At 68.5% G+C, this 17,693-nt stretch carries 21 protein-coding genes; 10 read left to right on the top strand and 11 right to left on the bottom strand.

The features are described from left to right. The first annotated feature begins 485 nt into the window (after positions 1-485). The 3 genes from A5704_RS15005 to A5704_RS14995 are packed head-to-tail and all read left to right on the top strand — an operon-like array spanning position 486 to position 3,566. Positions 486-1,751 (top strand): glycosyltransferase family 4 protein, encoded by a 1,266-nt coding sequence (locus A5704_RS15005; protein ID WP_067750608.1) that lies wholly within the window; start codon positions 486-488, stop codon positions 1,749-1,751. Next, positions 1,745-2,503, top strand: coding sequence for a class I SAM-dependent methyltransferase (locus A5704_RS15000; protein WP_067889660.1), 759 nt, complete (start codon positions 1,745-1,747; stop codon positions 2,501-2,503). Before A5704_RS15005 ends, A5704_RS15000 begins: the two co-directional genes overlap by 7 nt. Next, entirely contained in the window at positions 2,490-3,566 is a 1,077-nt protein-coding gene (locus A5704_RS14995) for a prenyltransferase (protein WP_067889657.1), read from the top strand. Before A5704_RS15000 ends, A5704_RS14995 begins: the two co-directional genes overlap by 14 nt. Before the next feature lie 11 nt (positions 3,567-3,577). Here the strand turns inward: A5704_RS14995 and A5704_RS14990 are convergent, their stop codons facing one another. Continuing rightward, positions 3,578-4,240, bottom strand: coding sequence for a class I SAM-dependent methyltransferase (locus A5704_RS14990; RefSeq protein WP_067889696.1), 663 nt, complete (start codon positions 4,238-4,240; stop codon positions 3,578-3,580). A gap of 102 nt (positions 4,241-4,342) precedes the next feature. Between A5704_RS14990 and A5704_RS14985 the strand changes: the two genes are divergently transcribed. Further along, positions 4,343-5,014 (top strand): cutinase family protein, encoded by a 672-nt coding sequence (locus tag A5704_RS14985; protein ID WP_067781510.1) that lies wholly within the window; start codon positions 4,343-4,345, stop codon positions 5,012-5,014. A gap of 732 nt (positions 5,015-5,746) precedes the next feature. Beyond that, positions 5,747-6,595: a family 16 glycosylhydrolase gene (locus tag A5704_RS14980; protein WP_067750596.1), complete on the top strand. Its 849-nt coding sequence runs from the start codon at positions 5,747-5,749 to the stop codon at positions 6,593-6,595. 1 nt (position 6,596) lies between these two features. Here the strand turns inward: A5704_RS14980 and A5704_RS14975 are convergent, their stop codons facing one another. After that, on the bottom strand, positions 6,597-7,442 hold the full coding sequence (locus A5704_RS14975; RefSeq protein WP_067750593.1) for an SAM-dependent methyltransferase: 846 nt from the start codon (positions 7,440-7,442) through the stop codon (positions 6,597-6,599). Between the two features lie 29 nt (positions 7,443-7,471). Beyond that, entirely contained in the window at positions 7,472-8,197 is a 726-nt protein-coding gene (locus tag A5704_RS14970) for a hypothetical protein (RefSeq protein ID WP_231969122.1), read from the bottom strand. On the opposite strand from A5704_RS14970, the gene A5704_RS14965 reads away from it, so the two are divergent. Then, entirely contained in the window at positions 8,198-9,208 is a 1,011-nt protein-coding gene (locus A5704_RS14965) for an NADP-dependent oxidoreductase (protein ID WP_067750590.1), read from the top strand. It abuts the gene before it with no gap. A gap of 2 nt (positions 9,209-9,210) precedes the next feature. On the opposite strand, the gene A5704_RS14960 is transcribed toward A5704_RS14965, so the two are convergent. Both A5704_RS14960 and A5704_RS14955 read right to left on the bottom strand, forming a co-directional pair. Continuing rightward, positions 9,211-10,044 (bottom strand): class I SAM-dependent methyltransferase, encoded by an 834-nt coding sequence (locus tag A5704_RS14960; protein ID WP_067750587.1) that lies wholly within the window; start codon positions 10,042-10,044, stop codon positions 9,211-9,213. A gap of 46 nt (positions 10,045-10,090) precedes the next feature. Next, positions 10,091-10,738, bottom strand: coding sequence for a heme-binding protein (locus A5704_RS14955; RefSeq protein WP_067889654.1), 648 nt, complete (start codon positions 10,736-10,738; stop codon positions 10,091-10,093). 280 nt (positions 10,739-11,018) lie between these two features. On the opposite strand from A5704_RS14955, the gene A5704_RS14950 reads away from it, so the two are divergent. Then, the gene (locus tag A5704_RS14950; protein ID WP_067750584.1) at positions 11,019-11,273 is read left to right on the top strand and encodes a hypothetical protein; all 255 of its coding nucleotides are present in this window, start codon (positions 11,019-11,021) and stop codon (positions 11,271-11,273) included. Positions 11,274-11,356: 83 nt separating this feature from the next. Here A5704_RS14950 and A5704_RS14945 read toward each other — a convergent pair whose 3' ends face one another. Genes A5704_RS14945 through A5704_RS14935 form a run of 3 tightly spaced genes read right to left on the bottom strand, consistent with a single transcriptional unit; the run spans position 11,357 to position 13,131 of the window. Continuing rightward, entirely contained in the window at positions 11,357-11,767 is a 411-nt protein-coding gene (locus A5704_RS14945; protein WP_067750581.1) for a VOC family protein, read from the bottom strand. A 4-nt stretch (positions 11,768-11,771) separates the two neighbouring features. Continuing rightward, positions 11,772-12,218, bottom strand: coding sequence for a helix-turn-helix transcriptional regulator (locus A5704_RS14940; RefSeq protein ID WP_067750579.1), 447 nt, complete (start codon positions 12,216-12,218; stop codon positions 11,772-11,774). Between the two features lie 10 nt (positions 12,219-12,228). Then, positions 12,229-13,131 carry an NAD(P)-dependent oxidoreductase gene (locus tag A5704_RS14935; protein ID WP_067889651.1) on the bottom strand — a complete coding sequence of 301 codons (903 nt, stop codon included), beginning with the start codon at positions 13,129-13,131 and terminating at the stop codon, positions 12,229-12,231. A gap of 186 nt (positions 13,132-13,317) precedes the next feature. Here A5704_RS14935 and A5704_RS29620 point away from each other — a divergent pair, with 186 nt between their 5' ends. After that, on the top strand, positions 13,318-13,992 hold the full coding sequence (locus A5704_RS29620) for a PE domain-containing protein (RefSeq protein ID WP_067750573.1): 675 nt from the start codon (positions 13,318-13,320) through the stop codon (positions 13,990-13,992). A 17-nt stretch (positions 13,993-14,009) separates the two neighbouring features. On the opposite strand, the gene A5704_RS14925 is transcribed toward A5704_RS29620, so the two are convergent. Then, positions 14,010-15,194: an acyl-CoA dehydrogenase family protein gene (locus tag A5704_RS14925; protein WP_067889649.1), complete on the bottom strand. Its 1,185-nt coding sequence runs from the start codon at positions 15,192-15,194 to the stop codon at positions 14,010-14,012. 121 nt (positions 15,195-15,315) lie between these two features. Here A5704_RS14925 and A5704_RS14920 point away from each other — a divergent pair, with 121 nt between their 5' ends. After that, positions 15,316-15,696, top strand: coding sequence for an NYN domain-containing protein (locus A5704_RS14920; protein WP_067889646.1), 381 nt, complete (start codon positions 15,316-15,318; stop codon positions 15,694-15,696). After that, entirely contained in the window at positions 15,693-16,652 is a 960-nt protein-coding gene (locus A5704_RS14915) for a nitronate monooxygenase family protein (protein WP_067889643.1), read from the top strand. The genes A5704_RS14920 and A5704_RS14915 overlap by 4 nt, the downstream gene beginning before the upstream one ends. On the opposite strand, the gene A5704_RS14910 is transcribed toward A5704_RS14915, so the two are convergent. Beyond that, the gene (locus A5704_RS14910; RefSeq protein ID WP_231969120.1) at positions 16,633-16,944 is read right to left on the bottom strand and encodes a DUF4333 domain-containing protein; all 312 of its coding nucleotides are present in this window, start codon (positions 16,942-16,944) and stop codon (positions 16,633-16,635) included. The two genes, A5704_RS14915 and A5704_RS14910, sit on opposite strands and share 20 nt — an antisense overlap. A 159-nt stretch (positions 16,945-17,103) precedes the next feature. Beyond that, the gene (gene tpx, locus A5704_RS14905; protein WP_067889640.1) at positions 17,104-17,598 is read right to left on the bottom strand and encodes a thiol peroxidase; all 495 of its coding nucleotides are present in this window, start codon (positions 17,596-17,598) and stop codon (positions 17,104-17,106) included. Between the last annotated feature and the right edge of the window lie 95 nt (positions 17,599-17,693).

The raw sequence follows: 17,693 nt of genomic DNA, 5'->3' as shown, positions 1-17,693 counted from the left end.
ACCAATGCAGAGGCGAAGTCGCACTTCGTAGCCGCCCCGGTCTCATAACCGGCGAAACCACTAACCAGATGGTCCCGTCACCGGCCAACGGGCGGTCCCATGCCTGTGACGAACCGGCTCGGATGTCCCTTCCAACTGGGAGGCCGACAACGGCCCAGGTCACCGACGGGGAGCGCGTGACGCGCCGGCCGATCACAACGATGCTCGTCAACCGCAATTGAGGAGCATCGAAATCCCCGTCGGTCTCGTCGTCCACCGAACGGTTCAACGCGCTTTCGGGCCGGGTGGCATGATCCTTAAGTGCCGGATTTCCGTGGGATCGTTTACGCGGGTGCCGGTGATGTTCGAGCTCGTTGCGCTCGATTAGGTGATCGAACTATAGTCTGGACACATGTCCAGTTTGCTGTCACGGAGTTCGGGAGTCCGTTGACCGCGATGGGTTCGGCGCTGTTCCGCGGTCATTCACCAGCAAAGAAGAGTTGAGTATGCGAATTGCCCTGCTGTCCTACCGTAGTAAAACTCATTGCGGCGGACAGGGCGTCTACGTGCGCCATCTCAGCCACGGACTGGTGGAACTCGGTCATGACGTCGAGGTGTTCTCCGGTCAGCCCTACCCCGACCTGCTCGATCCGCGGGTGCGGCTGACCAAGGTCCCCAGCCTCGACCTCTACCGCGAGCCCGACCCGTTCCGCGTGCCGCGGCCCAGCGAAATCCGTGACTCGATCGACCTGTTGGAACTGCTTACCACCTGGACCGCCGGGTTCCCGGAACCGCGGACGTTCACCATGCGCGCCGCCCGGTTGCTGGCCGGCCGGACCGCCGATTTCGACGTCGTCCACGACAACCAGAGCCTGGGCACCGGACTGCTCACGATCGCCGGCGCGGGCCTGCCGGTGGTGGCCACCGTGCACCACCCCATCACCCGTGACCGGGTGCTCGACCTGGCCGCCGCGCGGTGGTGGCGAAAACCGTTGGTGCAGCGATGGTATGGATTTCTCGGCATGCAGCAGCAGGTCGCACGCCAGATTCCCGACCTGCTGACGGTCTCCTCGTCGTCGGCCGCGGACATCGTCAGCGACTTCGGCGTCTCCCCCGACCAGCTGCACGTCGTGCCGCTGGGCGTGAACACCGAGCTGTTCAAGCCGGCATCGCGGCCCCGGCAGGCCGGACGGATCATCGCGATCGCCAGCGCCGATACGCCGCTCAAGGGGGTGCGCACGCTGCTGCACGCGGTGGCCCGCCTGCGCACGCGCAGAGATCTCGAGCTGCGCCTCGTCGCCAAGGTGGAGCCCAACGGTCCCACCCACAAACTCATCGCCGAGCTCGGCATCTCCGACATCGTCCACATCACGAGCGGGCTTTCCGACGCCGAGCTCGCGGCGCTGTTCGCGTCGGCCGAGGTCGCCTGCATTCCGTCGCTCTACGAAGGGTTCTCGCTGCCCGCGGTGGAGGCCATGGCCAGCGGGACGCCGATCGTGGCCAGCCGGGTGGGCGCACTCCCCGAAGTCCTGGGCACCGACGGCGCGTGCGCCGAGCTGGTGCCGCCCGCCGACGTCGACGCGCTCACTCGCGCGCTCGGTGACCTGCTGGACTCGCCGGAGAAGCGGCGGAGCCTGGGCGAGGCGGGACGCACCCGCGCGGTCAACGTCTTCAGCTGGGAGGCCGTGGCCGCGCAGACGGTTCGGGTGTATGACCGCGCGATCGCCCGTAACACCGCTGCGTCGGCGACCGAGGGGGAAGCGCGATGCTGACGGTGGATTTCGACCGGCTGCGGATCGGGCCGGCCACCAAGGTCATCGACGTCGGTTGCGGGGCCGGCCGGCACGCATTCGAGGCGTATCGGCGCGGAGCCGACGTGGTCGCGTTCGACCAGGACGAGGCCGAATTACGTTCGGTGGACACCATTTTGCGCGCGATGGCGGAGACCGGGGAGGCGCCCGCCGGGGCGTCGGCGAGGGTGGTGGTCGGCGACGCGCTGAAGTTGCCGTATGCCGACGAGACGTTCGACTGCGTGATCGCGTCCGAAATCCTCGAGCACATCCCGCATGACGACGCCGCCATCGCCGAACTGATCAGGGTGCTCAAGGTGGGCGGCACGTTGGCGGTCAGTGTGCCGCGCTGGCTTCCGGAGCGGGTGTGTTGGTTGTTGTCCGACGAATACCACAGCAACGAGGGCGGCCACGTGCGTATCTACCGGGCCAGTGAATTGCGCGCGAAGATCCTTGATGGCGGGATGCAATTGACGCATGCCCACCACGCGCACGCGCTGCACGCCCCCTTCTGGTGGTTGAAATGCGCCGTGGGAGTGTCGAACACCGAGCACCGCGCCGTGACCGCGTACCACAAACTCCTGGTGTGGGACCTGATGCGGCGACCGAGGGTGACGCAGTTGGCCGAATCGCTGCTCAATCCGCTGGTCGGCAAGAGCGTGGCCATGTACTTCGTCAAGCATCCGGCGGCAGAAAGCCAAGCGACGGTGGGATATTCAGTTGCGTCGGGTTAACCCACCCTCGGTCGCGGGCGTCCTGTCCCCCGAGCAATGCCGGCAAACCGCGCGGTCCATCGCGGCCATCCAGGAACCCTCCGGAGCCATCCCCTGGTCCGAGGGCGGCCACACCGACCCGTGGGACCATGTCGAGTGCGCGATGGCGCTCACCGCCGCCGGACTGCTGGAACCGGCGCGCGCCGCGTTCGACTGGAGCCGGCGGACCCAGCGGGCCGACGGCTCCTGGCCGATCCAGCTCCGCGCGGGGGTCGTCGAAGACGGCAACAGCGACAGCAACTTCTGCGCCTACATCGCCACCGGTGTGTGGCACCACGTGCTGGTCACCGGTGACCGGCGCTTCGCCGCACGGATGTGGCCGGTGGTGCACAAGGCGATCGACTTCGTCATCGACTTGCAGGTCGGCTATGGCGAGATCTGTTGGGCCCGAAGCGAAGCCGGTCTGCTGCAGGAAGCGCTGCTGACCGGTTGCGCGAGCGTGTTCCACAGCATCCGGTGCGCCCTGGCGCTGGCCGCCCTGGTCGGCGAGCCGCAGCCGGAGTGGGAACTGGCGCTGGGCCGGCTCGGCCATGCGATAGCCGCGCATCCCGAGGCGTTCACCGAGAAGGACCGCTACTCGATGGACTGGTACTACCCCATCCTGGGCAGCGCGCTGCGCGGACCCGAGGCGGCCGCGAGAATCCGAGAGCGCTGGGACGATTTCGTGGTCGGCGGCCTGGGCATTCGCTGTGTGGCCGACCGGCCGTGGGTGACCGGCGCCGAGACGTGCGAACTGGTGATGGCGCTGGACGCGATCGGCCAGCGGTCGGCAGCCCATCGGCAGTTCGGCGCGATGCAGCACCTCCGTGAGCAGGACGGCTCGTACTGGACCGGTTTGGTGTTCGCCGACGGGAAGCGCTGGCCCGAGGAGCGGACGACGTGGACGGGTGCGGCGATGATCCTCGCCGCTGATGCGCTGTCTAACACCACCGCGGGCGCCGGGATCTTCCGCGGGGAGGGACTACCGATAGGCCTGCAGACCGACTTCGACTGCGAATGCGTTGCCACCGGCCCCGGCTGGTGACGTGAGTTCGGTCAGATCAGCGCGCCCGGTTCGCCGCCCACGCGTTCGAGCACCCGCAGCGATCCGGTCGCCGAGACCTCCCGGAATTGGCCGGAATCGATTGCGCGGCAGTAGATGTGATACGGGGGCCGCCCCCCGTCCCGGGGATCCGGGAACACGTCATGGATGGCGAGCGCCCCGCCGACGGCGACCCACTTCGCCCAGCCGTCGAAATCCTGGTTCGCCGCGGCCTCGCTGTGGCCGCCGTCGATGAACAGAAACCGCAGCGGCGTGCGCCATCCGGCGGCCACGACCGGCGACTTGCCCACGATGGCGACGACGTGGTCGTCCAGCCCCGCGGCGTCGAGCGTGCGACGGAACGTCGGCAGGGTGTCGAACAAGCCCGTGACCTCGTCGACCAGCGAGGCGTCGTGGTACTCCCAGCCGGCCTGGTGTTCCTCGGAGCCGTGGTGGTGGTCGACCGTGTAGAGCACGCTCGCGGTTTGTCGGGCGGCCGCGCCGAGCAGCAGCGTGGATTTGCCGCAGTAGGTGCCGATTTCGACACCGACGCCGCCGCCGAGATACCGCAGCGCGGCGTCGTGAAGTGCGTGCCCCTCGTCGGCGGGCAGGAACCCCCGCACCTGCTCGGCCAATGCGAACAGGCGCTCGGTCGATCCGACGTCGGTGTGACTCACACCGAAGAACCTATCGGTCACCCGCGGCACCCGATCGGGGTGGTCCAAGGCGGCCGGCAACATTGACCAGCGGCGGCCGCGGGATCGCTTTACGATCATGCTGTGCTCGCCCGCAGACTCGGTGACATCGGCCTGGCCGCGGTTCTGACCGCGGCCGCGCTGGCGCTGCCCGCTGCGCTGCCGTCGCCCGCGATTCCCCGCGCCGCGGCCGCCAACTGTCCCCCGGTGCAGGTGGTGTTCGCCCGCGGCCGGATGGAATCGCCCGGAGCGGGCGCGCTGGGCAACGCCTTCATCAGTGCGCTCCGGTCCAAGGTCAACAAGAACATCGGCGTCTATGCCGTCAATTACCCCGCCGACACCGAGGTCGCTCAGGGCGCCAACGACATGAGCCGCCACGTGCAGGACATGATCACCAACTGCCCGAACACCAGGCTGGTGCTCGGCGGCTACTCGCTGGGCGCGGCGGTGACCGACGTTGTGCTCGCCGCCCCCATCGGCGCGTTCGGCTTCGACAGCCCCCTGCCGTCGGGCGCCGACCAGCACATCGCCGCCGTGGCGTTGTTCGGCAACGGCAGCCAGTGGGTGGGCCCGATCACCAACTTCAGCCCGGTCTACAACGACCGGACCATCGAGTTGTGCCACGGTGCCGACCCCATCTGCAACCCGGCCGACCCGAACACCTGGAAAGCCAACTGGCCCCAGCACCTGGCCGGTGCGTACATCGACGCCGGGATGGCCAACCAGGCCGCCGACTTCGTCGCCGGCAAGCTCTGACCCCTCAGGCGGGGCTCCGCGCCGGCGTCCCCGCAGAGAACCGGGCCAGGAAAACAATTGTTGCCCATCGCTTTTCGCGACCGACTCGCTTTGTAGCGCGAAAGGCGACGGTTGCAATGCGAAAGGTCAGAAGGGTGGGGCCCGCGAGGGGCCCGATGGTCGGCGTGCCGGACGCGCAGAGTTATCGGATCGTTTTTGCGGGGCGATTAGCTCGGCCGGGCGAGTAAGACCGCTTGCCACCTTTGGCGCAATTTGCGCCTGGAAATTCTCAGGCCGAAGTGTTTGTGCTCGAGTACAGCTTGAAGTCGCGGACGAGCGGGACCACCTCGCCGCCGGATACCGCGGCGCGCTGACGGGCGTGGAAAGCGGGGTGGCGGCGCATCGCCTCGCTGCGCTCGCGCTCGTGTCGCTGGGCCGCAGTCCATCGCGGATGGGACTGAAGGAAAATAACCGTCGCTCCCGTTGTATTAGCCACGATCGTTAACTCCTCTCAGCGCAACCCGCAAAAGCTCTACGACTTGTGGTTATCGGCTTGTGATCCAGAATGCCCGGACGATCCTGAGACCAAACCACCCACAAAGTTGAGAATTGGCCGTGAATTTTGATTAATCCATCAGCCGCTCCACGCCGACGTCCGCGCTGGCCCGCCTGCGATCCGAAACGTTAGCGGCAGCCACCGACAACAATTCCGGCTTCGGCCCCCGGGCCGGCGGCTGCTATGGTCCCTTGCGTATGCCCAAGATGGATCGCCGCCGCATGATGTTGACGACCGGGATCGGCGTGCTGGCAGCGGCGCTGCCTGCGCCGGAGGCCCGGGCCCGTCCCTCGGGACGGGGCCTGCCGGCGGATCGCCCACCCGCTCCCGAAGCGCCCAGCGGCCAAACCGGCACCTACATTTTCCAGGACGAATTCGACGGTCCCGCCGGCTCGGCGCCCGACGCCTCGAAGTGGACCGTGGCCAAGGCCCGCGAGACGATCAAGGACCCGACGTACTGGGAGCAGCCCGATCGCATCGGGCAGTACCGCGACGATCGCCGCAACGTCTTCCTCGACGGCAACTCCAACCTGGTGCTCCGGGCGGCGAAGGACGGACCCACCTACTACAGCGGCAAGGTTCAAAGCCTCTGGCGGGGCGGGGTCGGCCACACCTGGGAGGCCCGCATCAAGCTGAACTGCCTGACCGCCGGCGCCTGGCCGGCTTATTGGCTGGGCAACGACGACCAGGGCGAGATCGACGTCATGGAGTGGTACGGCAACGGCAGCTGGCCCTCCGCCACCACCGTCCACGCCAAAGCCAACGGCGGAGAGTGGAAGACCCACAACATCGCGATGGACAGCGGCTGGCACACCTGGCGAACCCAGTGGGACGAGGCGGGCATCCGGTTCTGGAAGGACTATGCCGACGGCGCGCAGCCCTACTTCGACGTGCCGGCCAGCTCTCTGCCGGATTGGCCGTTCAACGCGCCCGGCTACACGGTCTATCCGGTGTTCAACCTCGCGGTGGCGGGTTCCGGTGGCGGCGACCCAGGGCCAGGGTCCTATCCCGCTGACATGCTCGTGGACTGGATGCGCGTCTGGTAGCTCACGGGGTGAGCAGCACCGTCGCGCTCCAGGGCCTGCTACCGGGATGACGCGGATCCGGCTGGGGCAACCAAGCGAGCGGCCGCATGAAAATCGGTAACCGACGGAACCGGTTCGCGGCGACAAAGAGCGACTGCGCCTGTGCGACGCGCCAGCCGAGGTCCTCGAAGAACGCCAACCCGTTCTCCGGTGCGAACTTGAACGGTGCGTTTTGGCGCATGCCGGCCATCTTCTCGTTCATCATCTTCTTCAAGCCGGGGCCGCCGAAATCAAGCATCCACCAGGCCACCTCGGGCCGCTTGAGCGCCGCGGAGAGCGCGACGACGTCGCTGGTATCCAGATACATCAACAATCCCTCGGTCAGCACCAGCGCTTTGGTCGCGCCACGCAGGGCGTCGTCAAGGAAGGCAGCGCGGGCCTGCGGTTCGGCCAGGTCGACGGCAACCCGGGTCAGCCGGCAGTGCGGTGTCTGGTCGGCGAGCGACTGCGTTTTCTCCTCGAGCAGCCTGGGCAGGTCCGCCTCCACCCACGTCAACTCCGGCGGAAGCTGCAACCGGTACGGCCGGGTATCCAGGCCCGCGGCCAGGTTCAGCACGCGGTCGCAGCCCTCGGCGATCGCTTGGGCGATGGTGTCGTCGATGATCTTCGTGCGCGCGACCAGCCACCATCCGTTGCGGCTCGACCGCGGGACATCGGCGACGATCTCACGGCCGTGTTCGCCGGCGAGGCGCTCGGCGAGTGGGTCGTTGAACAGCGCGTCGCGGCGGGCCGATTCGGTCGCCCGGTGCAGCGCGGTCCAGCGGGCCGTGTCCGAGACGTGGGTGATCGTGTGCCTGGGGGTGGACATACCTGCGTTATAGCAGCAGCCGCGCCGGCCTATTGACCGGCCTTGCCCCCCGCGAACCACGCTTCCGCCACCGTCCGGGTTTGGGGCGGCGGCAGGGCGGCCTCCCCCGTGCCGAGCTGACCGACCTTGACGGTCCACGTCGCCGACGAGCGGTCGATGCAGCTTCCGGCGCCCTGGCTGGGCAGCCACAGCACCGAAAGGTTGGCATGTGGGTCACCGCACCAGTAGGCGCCCTCGTAGCCGTCGGCGCGCCAACCCCAGGCCCCGCCGTTTCGGAGCCGGCAACGGGTGCCATCGTCGAGCGTCAGCGCAAACGGGTCCGGGGTGGCGGGCGCGGTCACGGGCGGAAGCGGACGGTCATACGTCACGCGATGCATGCTCTTGTCCCAGGGATTATCTACGCACAGCAGCGATCCGGCCGTCGACGGCCAGCAGGTGCCGGCGCCCGCCGCGCTCGGCGAGCAGGAGTAGACGTTGTCGGCCACGGCGGACGGCGACGCCGTGCTGCAGTCGCTGGCCTCGCCGACATTGCCCGGTCCGGACGCGACCCGGTAACCGTTGATCGGCTGGCCATCGGGGCCGACGGCCACGACGGTGATCTGCTGGGTGGGCGGCGGGTCGGCGGCGGCCGTCGCGGGCAGCGAGAGGACCGCGATCGGCAGCGCGACGACGGGGACGACGACGATTCGCGACATCACGTTCACCGCGCAAAACCTTTCGTTCGGCGGGCTCTTGTTGAAGGGTACGGTGCGCATATGACCGATCGAAACCGTCGTTTCCTGCTCCGCGAACGCCCCACGGGCCGCATCGGCCCCAACACTTTCGAATTGACCGAAGAGGCGATCCCCGAGCTCAACGACGGGGAGGCGCTGGTGCGCGTCGGCTGGATCTCGCTCGACCCGACGAACCGGATGTGGATCAACGACACCCCGACCTACCTGCCCCCGGTCGGGCTCGGCGAGGTCATGCGCGCCGCCGGGATCGGCGAGGTGGTCGCGTCCAAGAGCCCCTCCTACGCGGTCGGGCAGCAGGTGCAAGGGCTCCTCGGCTGGCAGGAGTACGCGGTGCTCACAGACACGGCGATGGTGAACCCGGTGGAGGTGGCACCCGGCATCTCGCCGAGCGCCTACCTGGGGGCGCTCGGGATGACCGGGCTCACCGCGTGGATCGGGATCCGCGACATCGGCAAGCCCCGACCCGGCGAGACCGTCGTCGTCTCGGCGGCGGCCGGCGCGGTGGGTTCGGTCGCCGGGCAACTGGCCAAGGCGGCGGGCGCCCGTGTCGTCGGGATCGCCGGTGGTCCCGAGAAGTGTGCGCTGCTCACCGATCAGCTGGGCTTCGACGCGGCGGTCGACCACCGCGCCGACGATTGGGCCGCCCAACTGGCCGCGGCGACACCCAACGGCATCGATGTCGACTTCGAGAATGTCGGGGGCGACCTGATGGACGCCATCTTCGCGCGCCTCAACATCGGCGCCCGTGTCGCGCTCTGCGGCCTGATCTCCGGCTACAACGCCGAAGACCCCCCGCCCGGTCCGCGCGCGTTCGGGAACCTGCTCATCCAGCGGGCCACCGTCCAGGGCTTCATCGTCCTCGACCACTTCGGGCGCGCGGCCGAAGCGATCGGCGAGATCGCCGGCCTGATCGAAGCGGGAAAGCTCACGCCGCTCGAGACCGTCGTCGAGGGGTTCGAGCAGCTGCCGACGGCGATCAACATGCTGTTCGACGGCAAGAACGTCGGCAAGCTGGTGGTCAAGATCGGCTGATTTCAGCCGAATTCCAAGAGGGCGTAGACCCCGCGGTAGGGCTTCGCGGGCGGGAACCGCCAGAGCGCGGGGTACAGCGTCCCGAAGAACACCCCCCGCCCCGCGGGCATCGGTACGTCGTGCACCGCGCGGATTCCGGGCGTCGTGCGCGCCAGCTGCGCAAGTTGACGCACCGACAGGCTGAACGGCATCGGTGGCACCCGGTAGCGCTTGGAGGAGCGCAGCCCCTTTCGTGCGACCTTCTTGACCACCGTTGGCGGTAGGTCGAAGAACATCTGGCCGCCGGGGAAGCTCTTGGCGCACTGGGAAATGAGCCCCAGCGCCGCGTCGGGCTGCAGGTACATCAACAGGCCTTCGGCGGTGATGAACACGCCGTCGCGGGCGTCGACCTCGTCGATCCAGGTGTAGTCGAGGGCGGATTGGGCGAGATAGGTCATTCGCGGCGGATGCGGCAGCAGCCGCTGACGAAGTTCGACGACCGGGGGCAAATCCACCGAGACCCAACTGAATTGCGGGTCGGGCAGCGCGCGGTCCAAGCGCCAGAAGGACGTCTGGAAGCCCTCCGCGAGCGCGACTACGGTGGCCCGGGGGTGGGCGGTGAGGTAGTCGATCGCGCATCGGTCAACGGCCAGCGAGCGCAGCGCCATCTCCTGGCCGCGGCGGCCGAACTTCTCGAAGTCGAAGTCGATGGAATCGACGAGCTTGACTGCCATCGGATCGTCGATGATCGCGTCGGGGCGCGCCGCCTGGTGTGCCCTTCCGTAGAGCGTCAGCAGCGCCGTCTCGGAAACACCGGTGAGCAGCCGCGCGTCCACCTTCTTGTGGTCATCTCCCATCACGCGAAGCCGTAATCGCTGGGCAATGCGCCGGCCAGCAGCCCGGCTACCACGGCGCCGAGGCCGCGTCGATGGGGATTGCGATCTCGTTACGGCGCCGCATCGGCAGCGTCCAGGGCGGGTCGTAGAACCAGGCTTCCGCGTCTCCGGTGGGCTCAATCCCCTTGTCTTGCAATATCTTCAGGAGTTCCGCGGTGCGGGAGGCGACTGCCTTGGGGCTCCGGTCGCCGGTGAATCGCAGCACCGCCACGGTCGCGGGCGGCACCGTGACGAGCCGGACCTGATCGTCGTCGGGCGCGGGCAGCGTCTCCATCGTCCACTTCGCGGGCATGAAAAAGCGGATCGCCCAGCCGGCCTCGTCGCCGGCGGACTGGACGACGGGCGCGGTCATCGCGATCTGCCGGCCGCCCGGGCTCGACTGCTGGCTGACGGGCGCGGTCATCGAGATCGATGAATTGTCCCGATTGCCGCCGAATATGTAGCCCGCCAGCCGCCGGAACCCGACGTCGCGAGCGCGGTTCTCGTCGGCGTCGACGATCGTCTCGGCGGCAATCCGCGGACCGTAGCGCCGTATCTCGACGGTGTCGGTGATCCGTTTATGTGTGCACGCCGGCTCCTCGAGGCCGACCCGCACACCACCGACCGCCAGCAGCGATTCGGCCACCTGCGCGGCGATCTTGATCGGGTTCATCATCTGGTCGATCTCCTTTTAGCGTCGCGACGGCACCACGTCCGATGCCGGTAGCGCAGGGGCCGGCGCGTGCCCTGATCGCATCGACCCACCTACGCCATGGTGCCGCACGGCGGGTCCGCCCGAGCGCGACGCCGACCCGCCCTCGTCTTTCACCACGAGATGGGCGTGCGCCCGTGCCTCCGTCGTGCGGACAACGTTGGGATCGGTAGCCCGCGCCGCGATTTGTACTTGACGCAACGACGACGCCACTCCGGCGCCGCCTCACGAAAGGAAGTCAGAAATGAAGATCGTCCCGGCCAGCATCGAAGACCAGATCAATCGGGTCGACCGGCAGCGCAGCCTCTACATCGGACTCAGCGCCGGCGCGGTCGCGCTATGGAGCGCGTACCGGCTCATCTGGGCCCTCTACATCGGGATGACGTTCGGCTGGCTCTTCGGGTCGATGGTCTTCCAACTGGTGCTGTGGGGCGTGATCGGCACGGTCTCGGCGGTGGCGGCCTTCGGGTTCCTGACCCGCTACTCCAAGGGATCATGACCGCGGCCGTGAGCTGAGGAAAGCCCCGAATCCTGATGCGGTTCGGGGCTTTCCCGCGTCGAGGCGAAGTCGGTATCCGACGGCTAGCGCAGTTGTTGGATACGGATCAAGTTGCCGGCGGGGTCGCGCACCGCGCAGTCACGGAGTCCGTACGGTTGGTCTGTCGGCTCCTGGACGATGTCGACGTCGTCGGCCTGCAACCGTTCGAAGGTGCGGTCGAGGTCATTGGTGGCCAACAGCAACGTGGCGTAGCTGCCCTTGGCCATCATCTCGGCGATCGTGCGCCGTTCGTCTTCGGTGATGCCCGGGTTGGCGGCCGGTGGGTTCAGGACGATCGAAGTGTCGGGCTGGTTCGGGGGGCCCACGGTGATCCAGCGCATCTTGCCCTTGCCGACGTCGAGGCGGACCTCGAAGCCGAGCGTGTCGCGATAGAACGCGAGCGAGGATTCCGGGTCGTCGTGCGGCAGGAAGCTTGAGTGAATCGTGATGTCCATGGGGTCAGGCTAGGTGCGGCCCAGTGACCGGTGCTTCTCGATTCCTGACCGGTCTGGTCACCTGTCTGGCCACGCACGGCGGCATTCCGGCCAGCGCGTCCACCGCCCGGCGCCGGTAGGTGCTCGGCGGCACGCCGACCAATTCGGTGAAGCGCGTGCTGAAGGTGCCGAGCGAGGAGCAACCGACGGCGAAGCACACGTCGGTGACGCTCAGGTCGCCGCGGCGCAGTAGCGCCATCGCGCGCTCGATGCGACGGGTCATCAGATAGGAGTACGGCGACTCGCCGTAAGCCCGGCGGAATTCGCGGCTCAGGTGGCCGGCGGACATGTGCACCTCGCGGGCGAGCGCCTCCACGTCGAGCGGGCGCGCGTACTCCCTGTCGATCCGGTCACGGACGCGCCTGAGCAGCGCGAGCGTCCGCAGCCGCGCGTGGTCGGATCCTGGGCGCACCTGTCCGCCCCTAAGCGCCGACCAACTCCGGATGGAACTTGGCGGCCATGCGGCGCAGCCCGTCCCGCCAGTCGACCGTCGTGCCCCCGATGAGTTCGTGCATCCGGTCACTGGTGGTGGGATTGCCGCGCAGCGCCTGCGCGCTCACCTCGAATACCGGCTCCTTGCCGACCAGTGAGCCCAGGTGGCCACACCACTGTTGAATGCTGACCGTCTGGTCGCCACACCAGTTGACCGTCGTGGCCGGGACCGACGCCACCTCGAGCAACTTCGGGATGGTCGCGATGATGTCGTCCTCGTGAATAGGGTTGTACTGCGCCGATTCACCAGGGGGGACCGGGATCGGGATGCCCGCCAGCATCATCTCCATGTGGTAGAACGGCCACCCGCCGTTGTCGCCATAGGGAACGTTGAGCCGGGCGATGGTGGTGGGCAACCCAAGAACCCGCGCCGTAGACCGGGCGACGACCTCCCCGGCGATCTTGGAGATGGAATAGGTGGGAAACAGGCACTTGTGGTTGTCGCCCAGGGCGGAGCTTTCGCTTCGGGGAAGTTCGTCCGGCGGGTCGTAGACGGCGGCGGAGGAACAGTGCAGGAAGGCCTTCGCGCCGCGGCAGTGCGCCATCAGCAGCCCGACCGATTCCGCGTTGGCCGCGAGATCCTTGTCCCAGTTCCCGCTCTTGGCCACCGCGAGGTTCAGGACGTACTCGAAATCGCTTGGCAGAGCTGTGAAGTCGCCGGCGGCCAAGTTGACCGTCTGGCAGTGAACGCCCGCTTTCTCCAGGCCTTCGCGTGCGGCCGGGTCGGTGAAGCGGGCGATGCCCCACACCTCGTTGTCGACCGCCAGCGCCCGCGCAATGGGGGTTGCGATTTGTCCGGTCGGGCCGGTGATCAGGATCTTCGAACCGCGCATGCGCTGATAGTAGGCGACGTTGCGACAACGCCCGGGCTTTCAGGGTTCATCGGGATGGGGGCCATCGCCGGGCCGATGAAAAGTGTGGGCAGCACCCCGCCGGCGCCCTTAGACTTGTTGCATCGCCCGGCTCAGCTGGTCCTTTGACGTACCGGCGCTGAACGCCCGCACAGGAGCAGTACGCACATGGAATCGATGTCCCATGACCCGGCCGCCGGTGCCATCGGGTTGCACGTCGTCGACATCGCCACCCGCGGTTTGACTTCCGGCGCGACGGCGTCGGCACCGGTGACCGCGCTGGTCCCCGCCGGGGCCGACGAGGTTTCGGCGCTGGCGGCCGCGGCGTTCGCCGCGGAGGGCGCCGCGATGCTGACGTTGAACACCGCGGCTCAGGAGGAGGTCGCCCGCACCGGTGTGGCCCTGACCGACATCGCCCGGATGTACACCCAGGTCGACGTCGAGGCGGCCGGTGCGTTGGACGTCAGCGGAGCCCGCATCGCCGGCCAGACCTTCGTCGGCCCGACCGGCGGCGGACTGCTGGGCGCAGAGGCGCCGGTCGCCGGCGGCCCGGTCCCCCGCACGCCGCCGCTGGCCAGCCCGGTCGCCGGAGTGCCGGTTGCCAACCCGTCACCGACGGTGCCGACCACCCCGCCGGTGACGCCGAGCCCAGTGGCGGCGATGCCCGGCGCGACCAACGCCGCGTCGACTTTGCTGGGCGCGGGCGCGGCCCCGCTGAGTTCGCTCGGCTCGGTGGCTCAGGGCGCGTCGGCCGGTAGCACCGCCGGACCGGGTCTGGCCTCGTCGCAGACCGGCGCCGAGGACGACGGCCGGCGCGACGAGCCGGGCGAACGCCTGGTGTAGGCGGGACCGTCAGCGGGTCACAACCCCGGCTGGTCCTCGATGATGCCGAGCCAGATCTGCGCGACGTCGATGGCGACCTTCTCGCTGATGAAGGCGTGCTGCGTGCCGGTGTAGATGTCGCGGAAGGCCCGCTCGAGCCGGCTGCCCTCCCGGATCGAACTGGTGCCCGCGACCAGGTGCGCCCACTCGGCGCAGCCGCGGGCCGTGTCGGTCGCGAAGACCGCCGCCACCCGCATATCCGCGCGCAGGGTGGGCGTCAGGTCCTCCCCCGCCGCGACCGCGGCCTCGGCGGTGGTGAACGCGTCGAGCACCAGCAGACGCGCGGCGCGCCAGGCCGCGCGATGGTGCGCCAGCCCTTTCTGGAAGGTCGGGCGGCTGGCCAACGACGCCATGTCGCTCATCCGGAACTTCGTCGCCGCCAGTTCCTGAACGTCGTCCAGCATGCTCTTGGCGACGCCGAGCGCCCAGGACGCGTGACCGGCTGCGGTGACCGGCATCAGCCCCATCCGGGTGGCCGGCGAAGCCCCCCGGTGCGGCTGACGCACGAAGAGCTCGAAGGTGCGGCTCGCCGGGACGAACACCTCTTGGGCGCTGTAGTCGTATGAGCCAGTCCCCTTGAGTCCCTGCACGAACCAGCCGTCGTTGAAGCTGATCTGATCCCGGGGAATCACCGCGACCCGCATCTCGGGGAAGCCCTCACTGATCCAGCGCATTTCGCCGTCGTCCATCGGGAGGAACCCGGCGGCGACGTACTGGGAGTGCCCGATGCCCGAGCCGAAATTCCACGACCCGCTCACCAGGTAGCCGCCGTCGACGGCGGCCCCTTGCCCGTTGGGAAAGAACTGGCCGCCCATCGTGACACGGTTGTCGTGTGCGGTGAACACCTCGGCGAAGCCCTCGTCGGGCAGGTATGCCGCCGCGGCGAACGAGGATGGCAGGTTGGCGATGCCCACCCAACCGAAAGAGCCATCCTGCCAAGCCATTTCGATCCACGTCTCGATCATTTCGGTGAACGAGGGCTCGACCCCGCCGGCCTCGGCCGGGTTGAACGCGGACATCAGCCCGGTCGCCCACATCTCGTCGACGATCGCCGGGGTCAGCGTGCGCGCCCGTTCGGATTCGGCGGCCTCGGCGAGCACCAGCTCGCGCATGCCGCGGGCCAGTGAGACGACCCGGTCATCGGTGTCGGCTATCGAGGTCATTCACCTGTCCCATCGTCGCGACGGCATCACCTGGTGACCGTACCAACCGCTCAGAGTCGAAAAGAATGAAATTCGCGGGTGAGCGCGAGCGCGCGCGATCGGTCGCCCTAGCGTAGGGAGCGTGCGGTGGATCGTGGACGGGATGAACGTGATCGGGAGCCGCCCGGACGGTTGGTGGAAGGACCGCGCCCGCGCCATGGCCGCGTTGGTCGACAGCCTCGACCGCTGGGCCGCCGCCCAGGGGGACGACGTGACGGTCGTGTTCGAGCGGCCGCCCTCGACGGCCATCCCCGCGTCCGTGGTCGAGATCGCCTACGCGCCCAGGGCGGCCGCCAACTCGGCCGACGACGAAATCGTCCGTCGCCTCCGCGCCGACCCCCGTCCGCGCGACGTACGCGTGGTGACGTCGGACAAGGGGCTGAGCGAACGCGTGCTGAGCCTGGGTGCGTCCGTGCACCCCGCCGCCGGCTTCCGTGACCTCATCGATCCGAGGGGAACATGAACACGACGACCAATCGGGTCTGCGGGTTGGCGCGGATCGACATCCCGATCATCCAGGCGCCGATGACGTACATCGCGGGCGCCCGGCTGGCCGCGGCGGTGTCCAACGCCGGGGCGCTGGGCATCATCGAGACCACCTCCGAGCAGGGCCGAGCCGATCTGCGGCGCGTGCGCGACCTCACCGACCGGCCGGTGGGCGCGAACATCGCGCTGATCATGAACCGCGACCCGACCACCGTGGATCTGCTGGTGGACAACGACATTCGCTTCGTCACCACGTCCGCGGGCGATCCGCGACTGTTCACCGGCCGGCTCCACGAAGCCGGCATCACCGTCTTCCATGTGGTGGGCACCCTCGCGGCAGCGCGCAAGGCCGTCGACGCCGGAGTGGACGGGCTGGTGGTCGAGGGTGTCGAGGGCGGCGGGTTCAAGAACCGATTCGGCGCGTCGACGATGGTGCTGCTGCCCTTGGTTGCGGCGCACGTCGACGTGCCGATCGTGGCCGCGGGCGGGATCTGCGACGCACGTTCGATGGCCGCCGCGTTCGTTCTGGGCGCCGAAGGCGTGCAGATGGGCACCCGGCTGCTCGCCTCGGCGGATTCCCCGGTGCACACCAACCTCAAGCGGGCGGTCGTCGCGGCCGACGAGACGGCCACCGTGCTACTACCCCTCGACGGCAAACGCATGATGCGCGTCATCCGGACGGCGGCCGCCGAGAGGCTCGACGCCGCAACGTCTTCCGGCGAGGGCGCCGCGGCGCTGCAGCGGGTGCAGCGGCTCTACTTCGACGGCGACATGGACGCCAGTGTCGCCAACACCGGTCAGGTCGCCGGACGGATTTCGGACCTCCCCCCGGCCGCCGACATCATCGAGCGGATGTGGGTGGGGTGTCGCGAAGTGCTCGCGGACACCGCGGGCCGGCTGGGGCAGCCGGGGCCTAGCTCGGGCGGCTCCTGACGTCGAAGACGACTTGTTCGCCCTCGACTTTGGTGATGCGCATGTGCGCGGTGTAGGGCTTGCCCTCCGGGCCGGTGAAGTGGCAGTCGAACTCCTGGCCGACCTTGGCTTCGACGCCCGACGGACAGTTCACGTCGGCCGGGTGGAATCCGGTTTGGCTCGAGACGACGTCGACGACGGATTTTGCCGCGCCGTCGGGTTTGACCGTCGTTTTCGTGCCGCACCCGGTGAGCTGCAGGCTCACCACGCCCACCAGCACCCCAGCTATAACACCGAACTTGCCGCCATTCACCGCCGGTACTCCTTTGCCGCCGAGCGTTCCACCGCCCGTCCGGCGGAACGGCTAGGCTAACACGGAAGCCGCACGATGGTACAGCTCAACGCGGCGAACGTCAGCACGTCGCAAACAGGCGAGTGGTGCGGACGGCCGCCGCTGAACGGCTTAGCTGGGTCAGCCCGCCGCGGCCAGCGCCGCGTCGTAGTCCGGCTCCTGGGCGATCTCCGGGACCAACTCGGTGTAGGTGACCTTGCCGTCGGGGCCGACCACCACGATGGCCCGCGCCAGCAGGCCGGCCATCGGGCCGTCGTTGATGGTGACGCCGTAGTCCTCACCGAAGCTGCTGCGGAACGCCGAACCCGTCTTCACGTTGTCGATGCCCTCCGCCCCACAGAACCGGGCGAACGCGAACGGCAGGTCTTTGGACACACACACCACCGTGGCGCCGCTGGCGGCCGCGCGCTCGTTGAAGGTCCGGACGCTAGTCGCGCAGACCGGGGTGTCCACAGACGGGAAGATGTTGAGCACCAAGGCCTTACCGCCGAGCTGGTCGCTACTGACCTCCGCCAGGTCGCCGCCCGTCAGGCTGAAGGCCGGCGCCGGGGATCCGACGGTAGGCAGCTCGCCGACGGTGTTGATCGGGTTTCCACGCAACGTTATCTGTGCCATGTCGCACAGTCTGCCAAGCCCGCCGCGGACCCGACGGGTCAGGTCCCGTGTCCTAATTGGTGGGGTGCGCGGCGTAGACGACATCCCGGGGTGTG

It is taken from the genome of Mycobacterium sp. E735 (assembly GCF_001666955.1).
Classification (GTDB): domain Bacteria; phylum Actinomycetota; class Actinomycetes; order Mycobacteriales; family Mycobacteriaceae; genus Mycobacterium.
The sequence above is the reverse complement of the archived record's forward strand: the minus strand, read 5'-3'. Positions and strand labels throughout refer to the sequence as shown.

Bases quoted from the DNA above. Each gene is read 5' to 3' on its own strand.
- A5704_RS15005 (WP_067750608.1), top strand. From the start codon at position 486: ATGCGAATTGCCCTGCTGTCCTACCGTAGTAAAACTCATTGCGGCGGA.
- A5704_RS15000 (WP_067889660.1), top strand. From the start codon at position 1,745: ATGCTGACGGTGGATTTCGACCGGCTGCGGATCGGGCCGGCCACCAAG.
- A5704_RS14980 (WP_067750596.1), top strand. From the start codon at position 5,747: ATGCCCAAGATGGATCGCCGCCGCATGATGTTGACGACCGGGATCGGC.
- A5704_RS14975 (WP_067750593.1), bottom strand. From the start codon at position 7,442: ATGTCCACCCCCAGGCACACGATCACCCACGTCTCGGACACGGCCCGC.
- A5704_RS14970 (WP_231969122.1), bottom strand. From the start codon at position 8,197: ATGCGCACCGTACCCTTCAACAAGAGCCCGCCGAACGAAAGGTTTTGC.
- A5704_RS14965 (WP_067750590.1), top strand. From the start codon at position 8,198: ATGACCGATCGAAACCGTCGTTTCCTGCTCCGCGAACGCCCCACGGGC.
- A5704_RS14960 (WP_067750587.1), bottom strand. From the start codon at position 10,044: ATGGGAGATGACCACAAGAAGGTGGACGCGCGGCTGCTCACCGGTGTT.
- A5704_RS14955 (WP_067889654.1), bottom strand. From the start codon at position 10,738: ATGATGAACCCGATCAAGATCGCCGCGCAGGTGGCCGAATCGCTGCTG.
- A5704_RS14950 (WP_067750584.1), top strand. From the start codon at position 11,019: ATGAAGATCGTCCCGGCCAGCATCGAAGACCAGATCAATCGGGTCGAC.
- A5704_RS14945 (WP_067750581.1), bottom strand. From the start codon at position 11,767: ATGGACATCACGATTCACTCAAGCTTCCTGCCGCACGACGACCCGGAA.
- A5704_RS14935 (WP_067889651.1), bottom strand. From the start codon at position 13,131: ATGCGCGGTTCGAAGATCCTGATCACCGGCCCGACCGGACAAATCGCA.
- A5704_RS29620 (WP_067750573.1), top strand. From the start codon at position 13,318: ATGGAATCGATGTCCCATGACCCGGCCGCCGGTGCCATCGGGTTGCAC.
- A5704_RS14925 (WP_067889649.1), bottom strand. From the start codon at position 15,194: ATGACCTCGATAGCCGACACCGATGACCGGGTCGTCTCACTGGCCCGC.
- A5704_RS14915 (WP_067889643.1), top strand. From the start codon at position 15,693: ATGAACACGACGACCAATCGGGTCTGCGGGTTGGCGCGGATCGACATC.
- tpx (WP_067889640.1), bottom strand. From the start codon at position 17,598: ATGGCACAGATAACGTTGCGTGGAAACCCGATCAACACCGTCGGCGAG.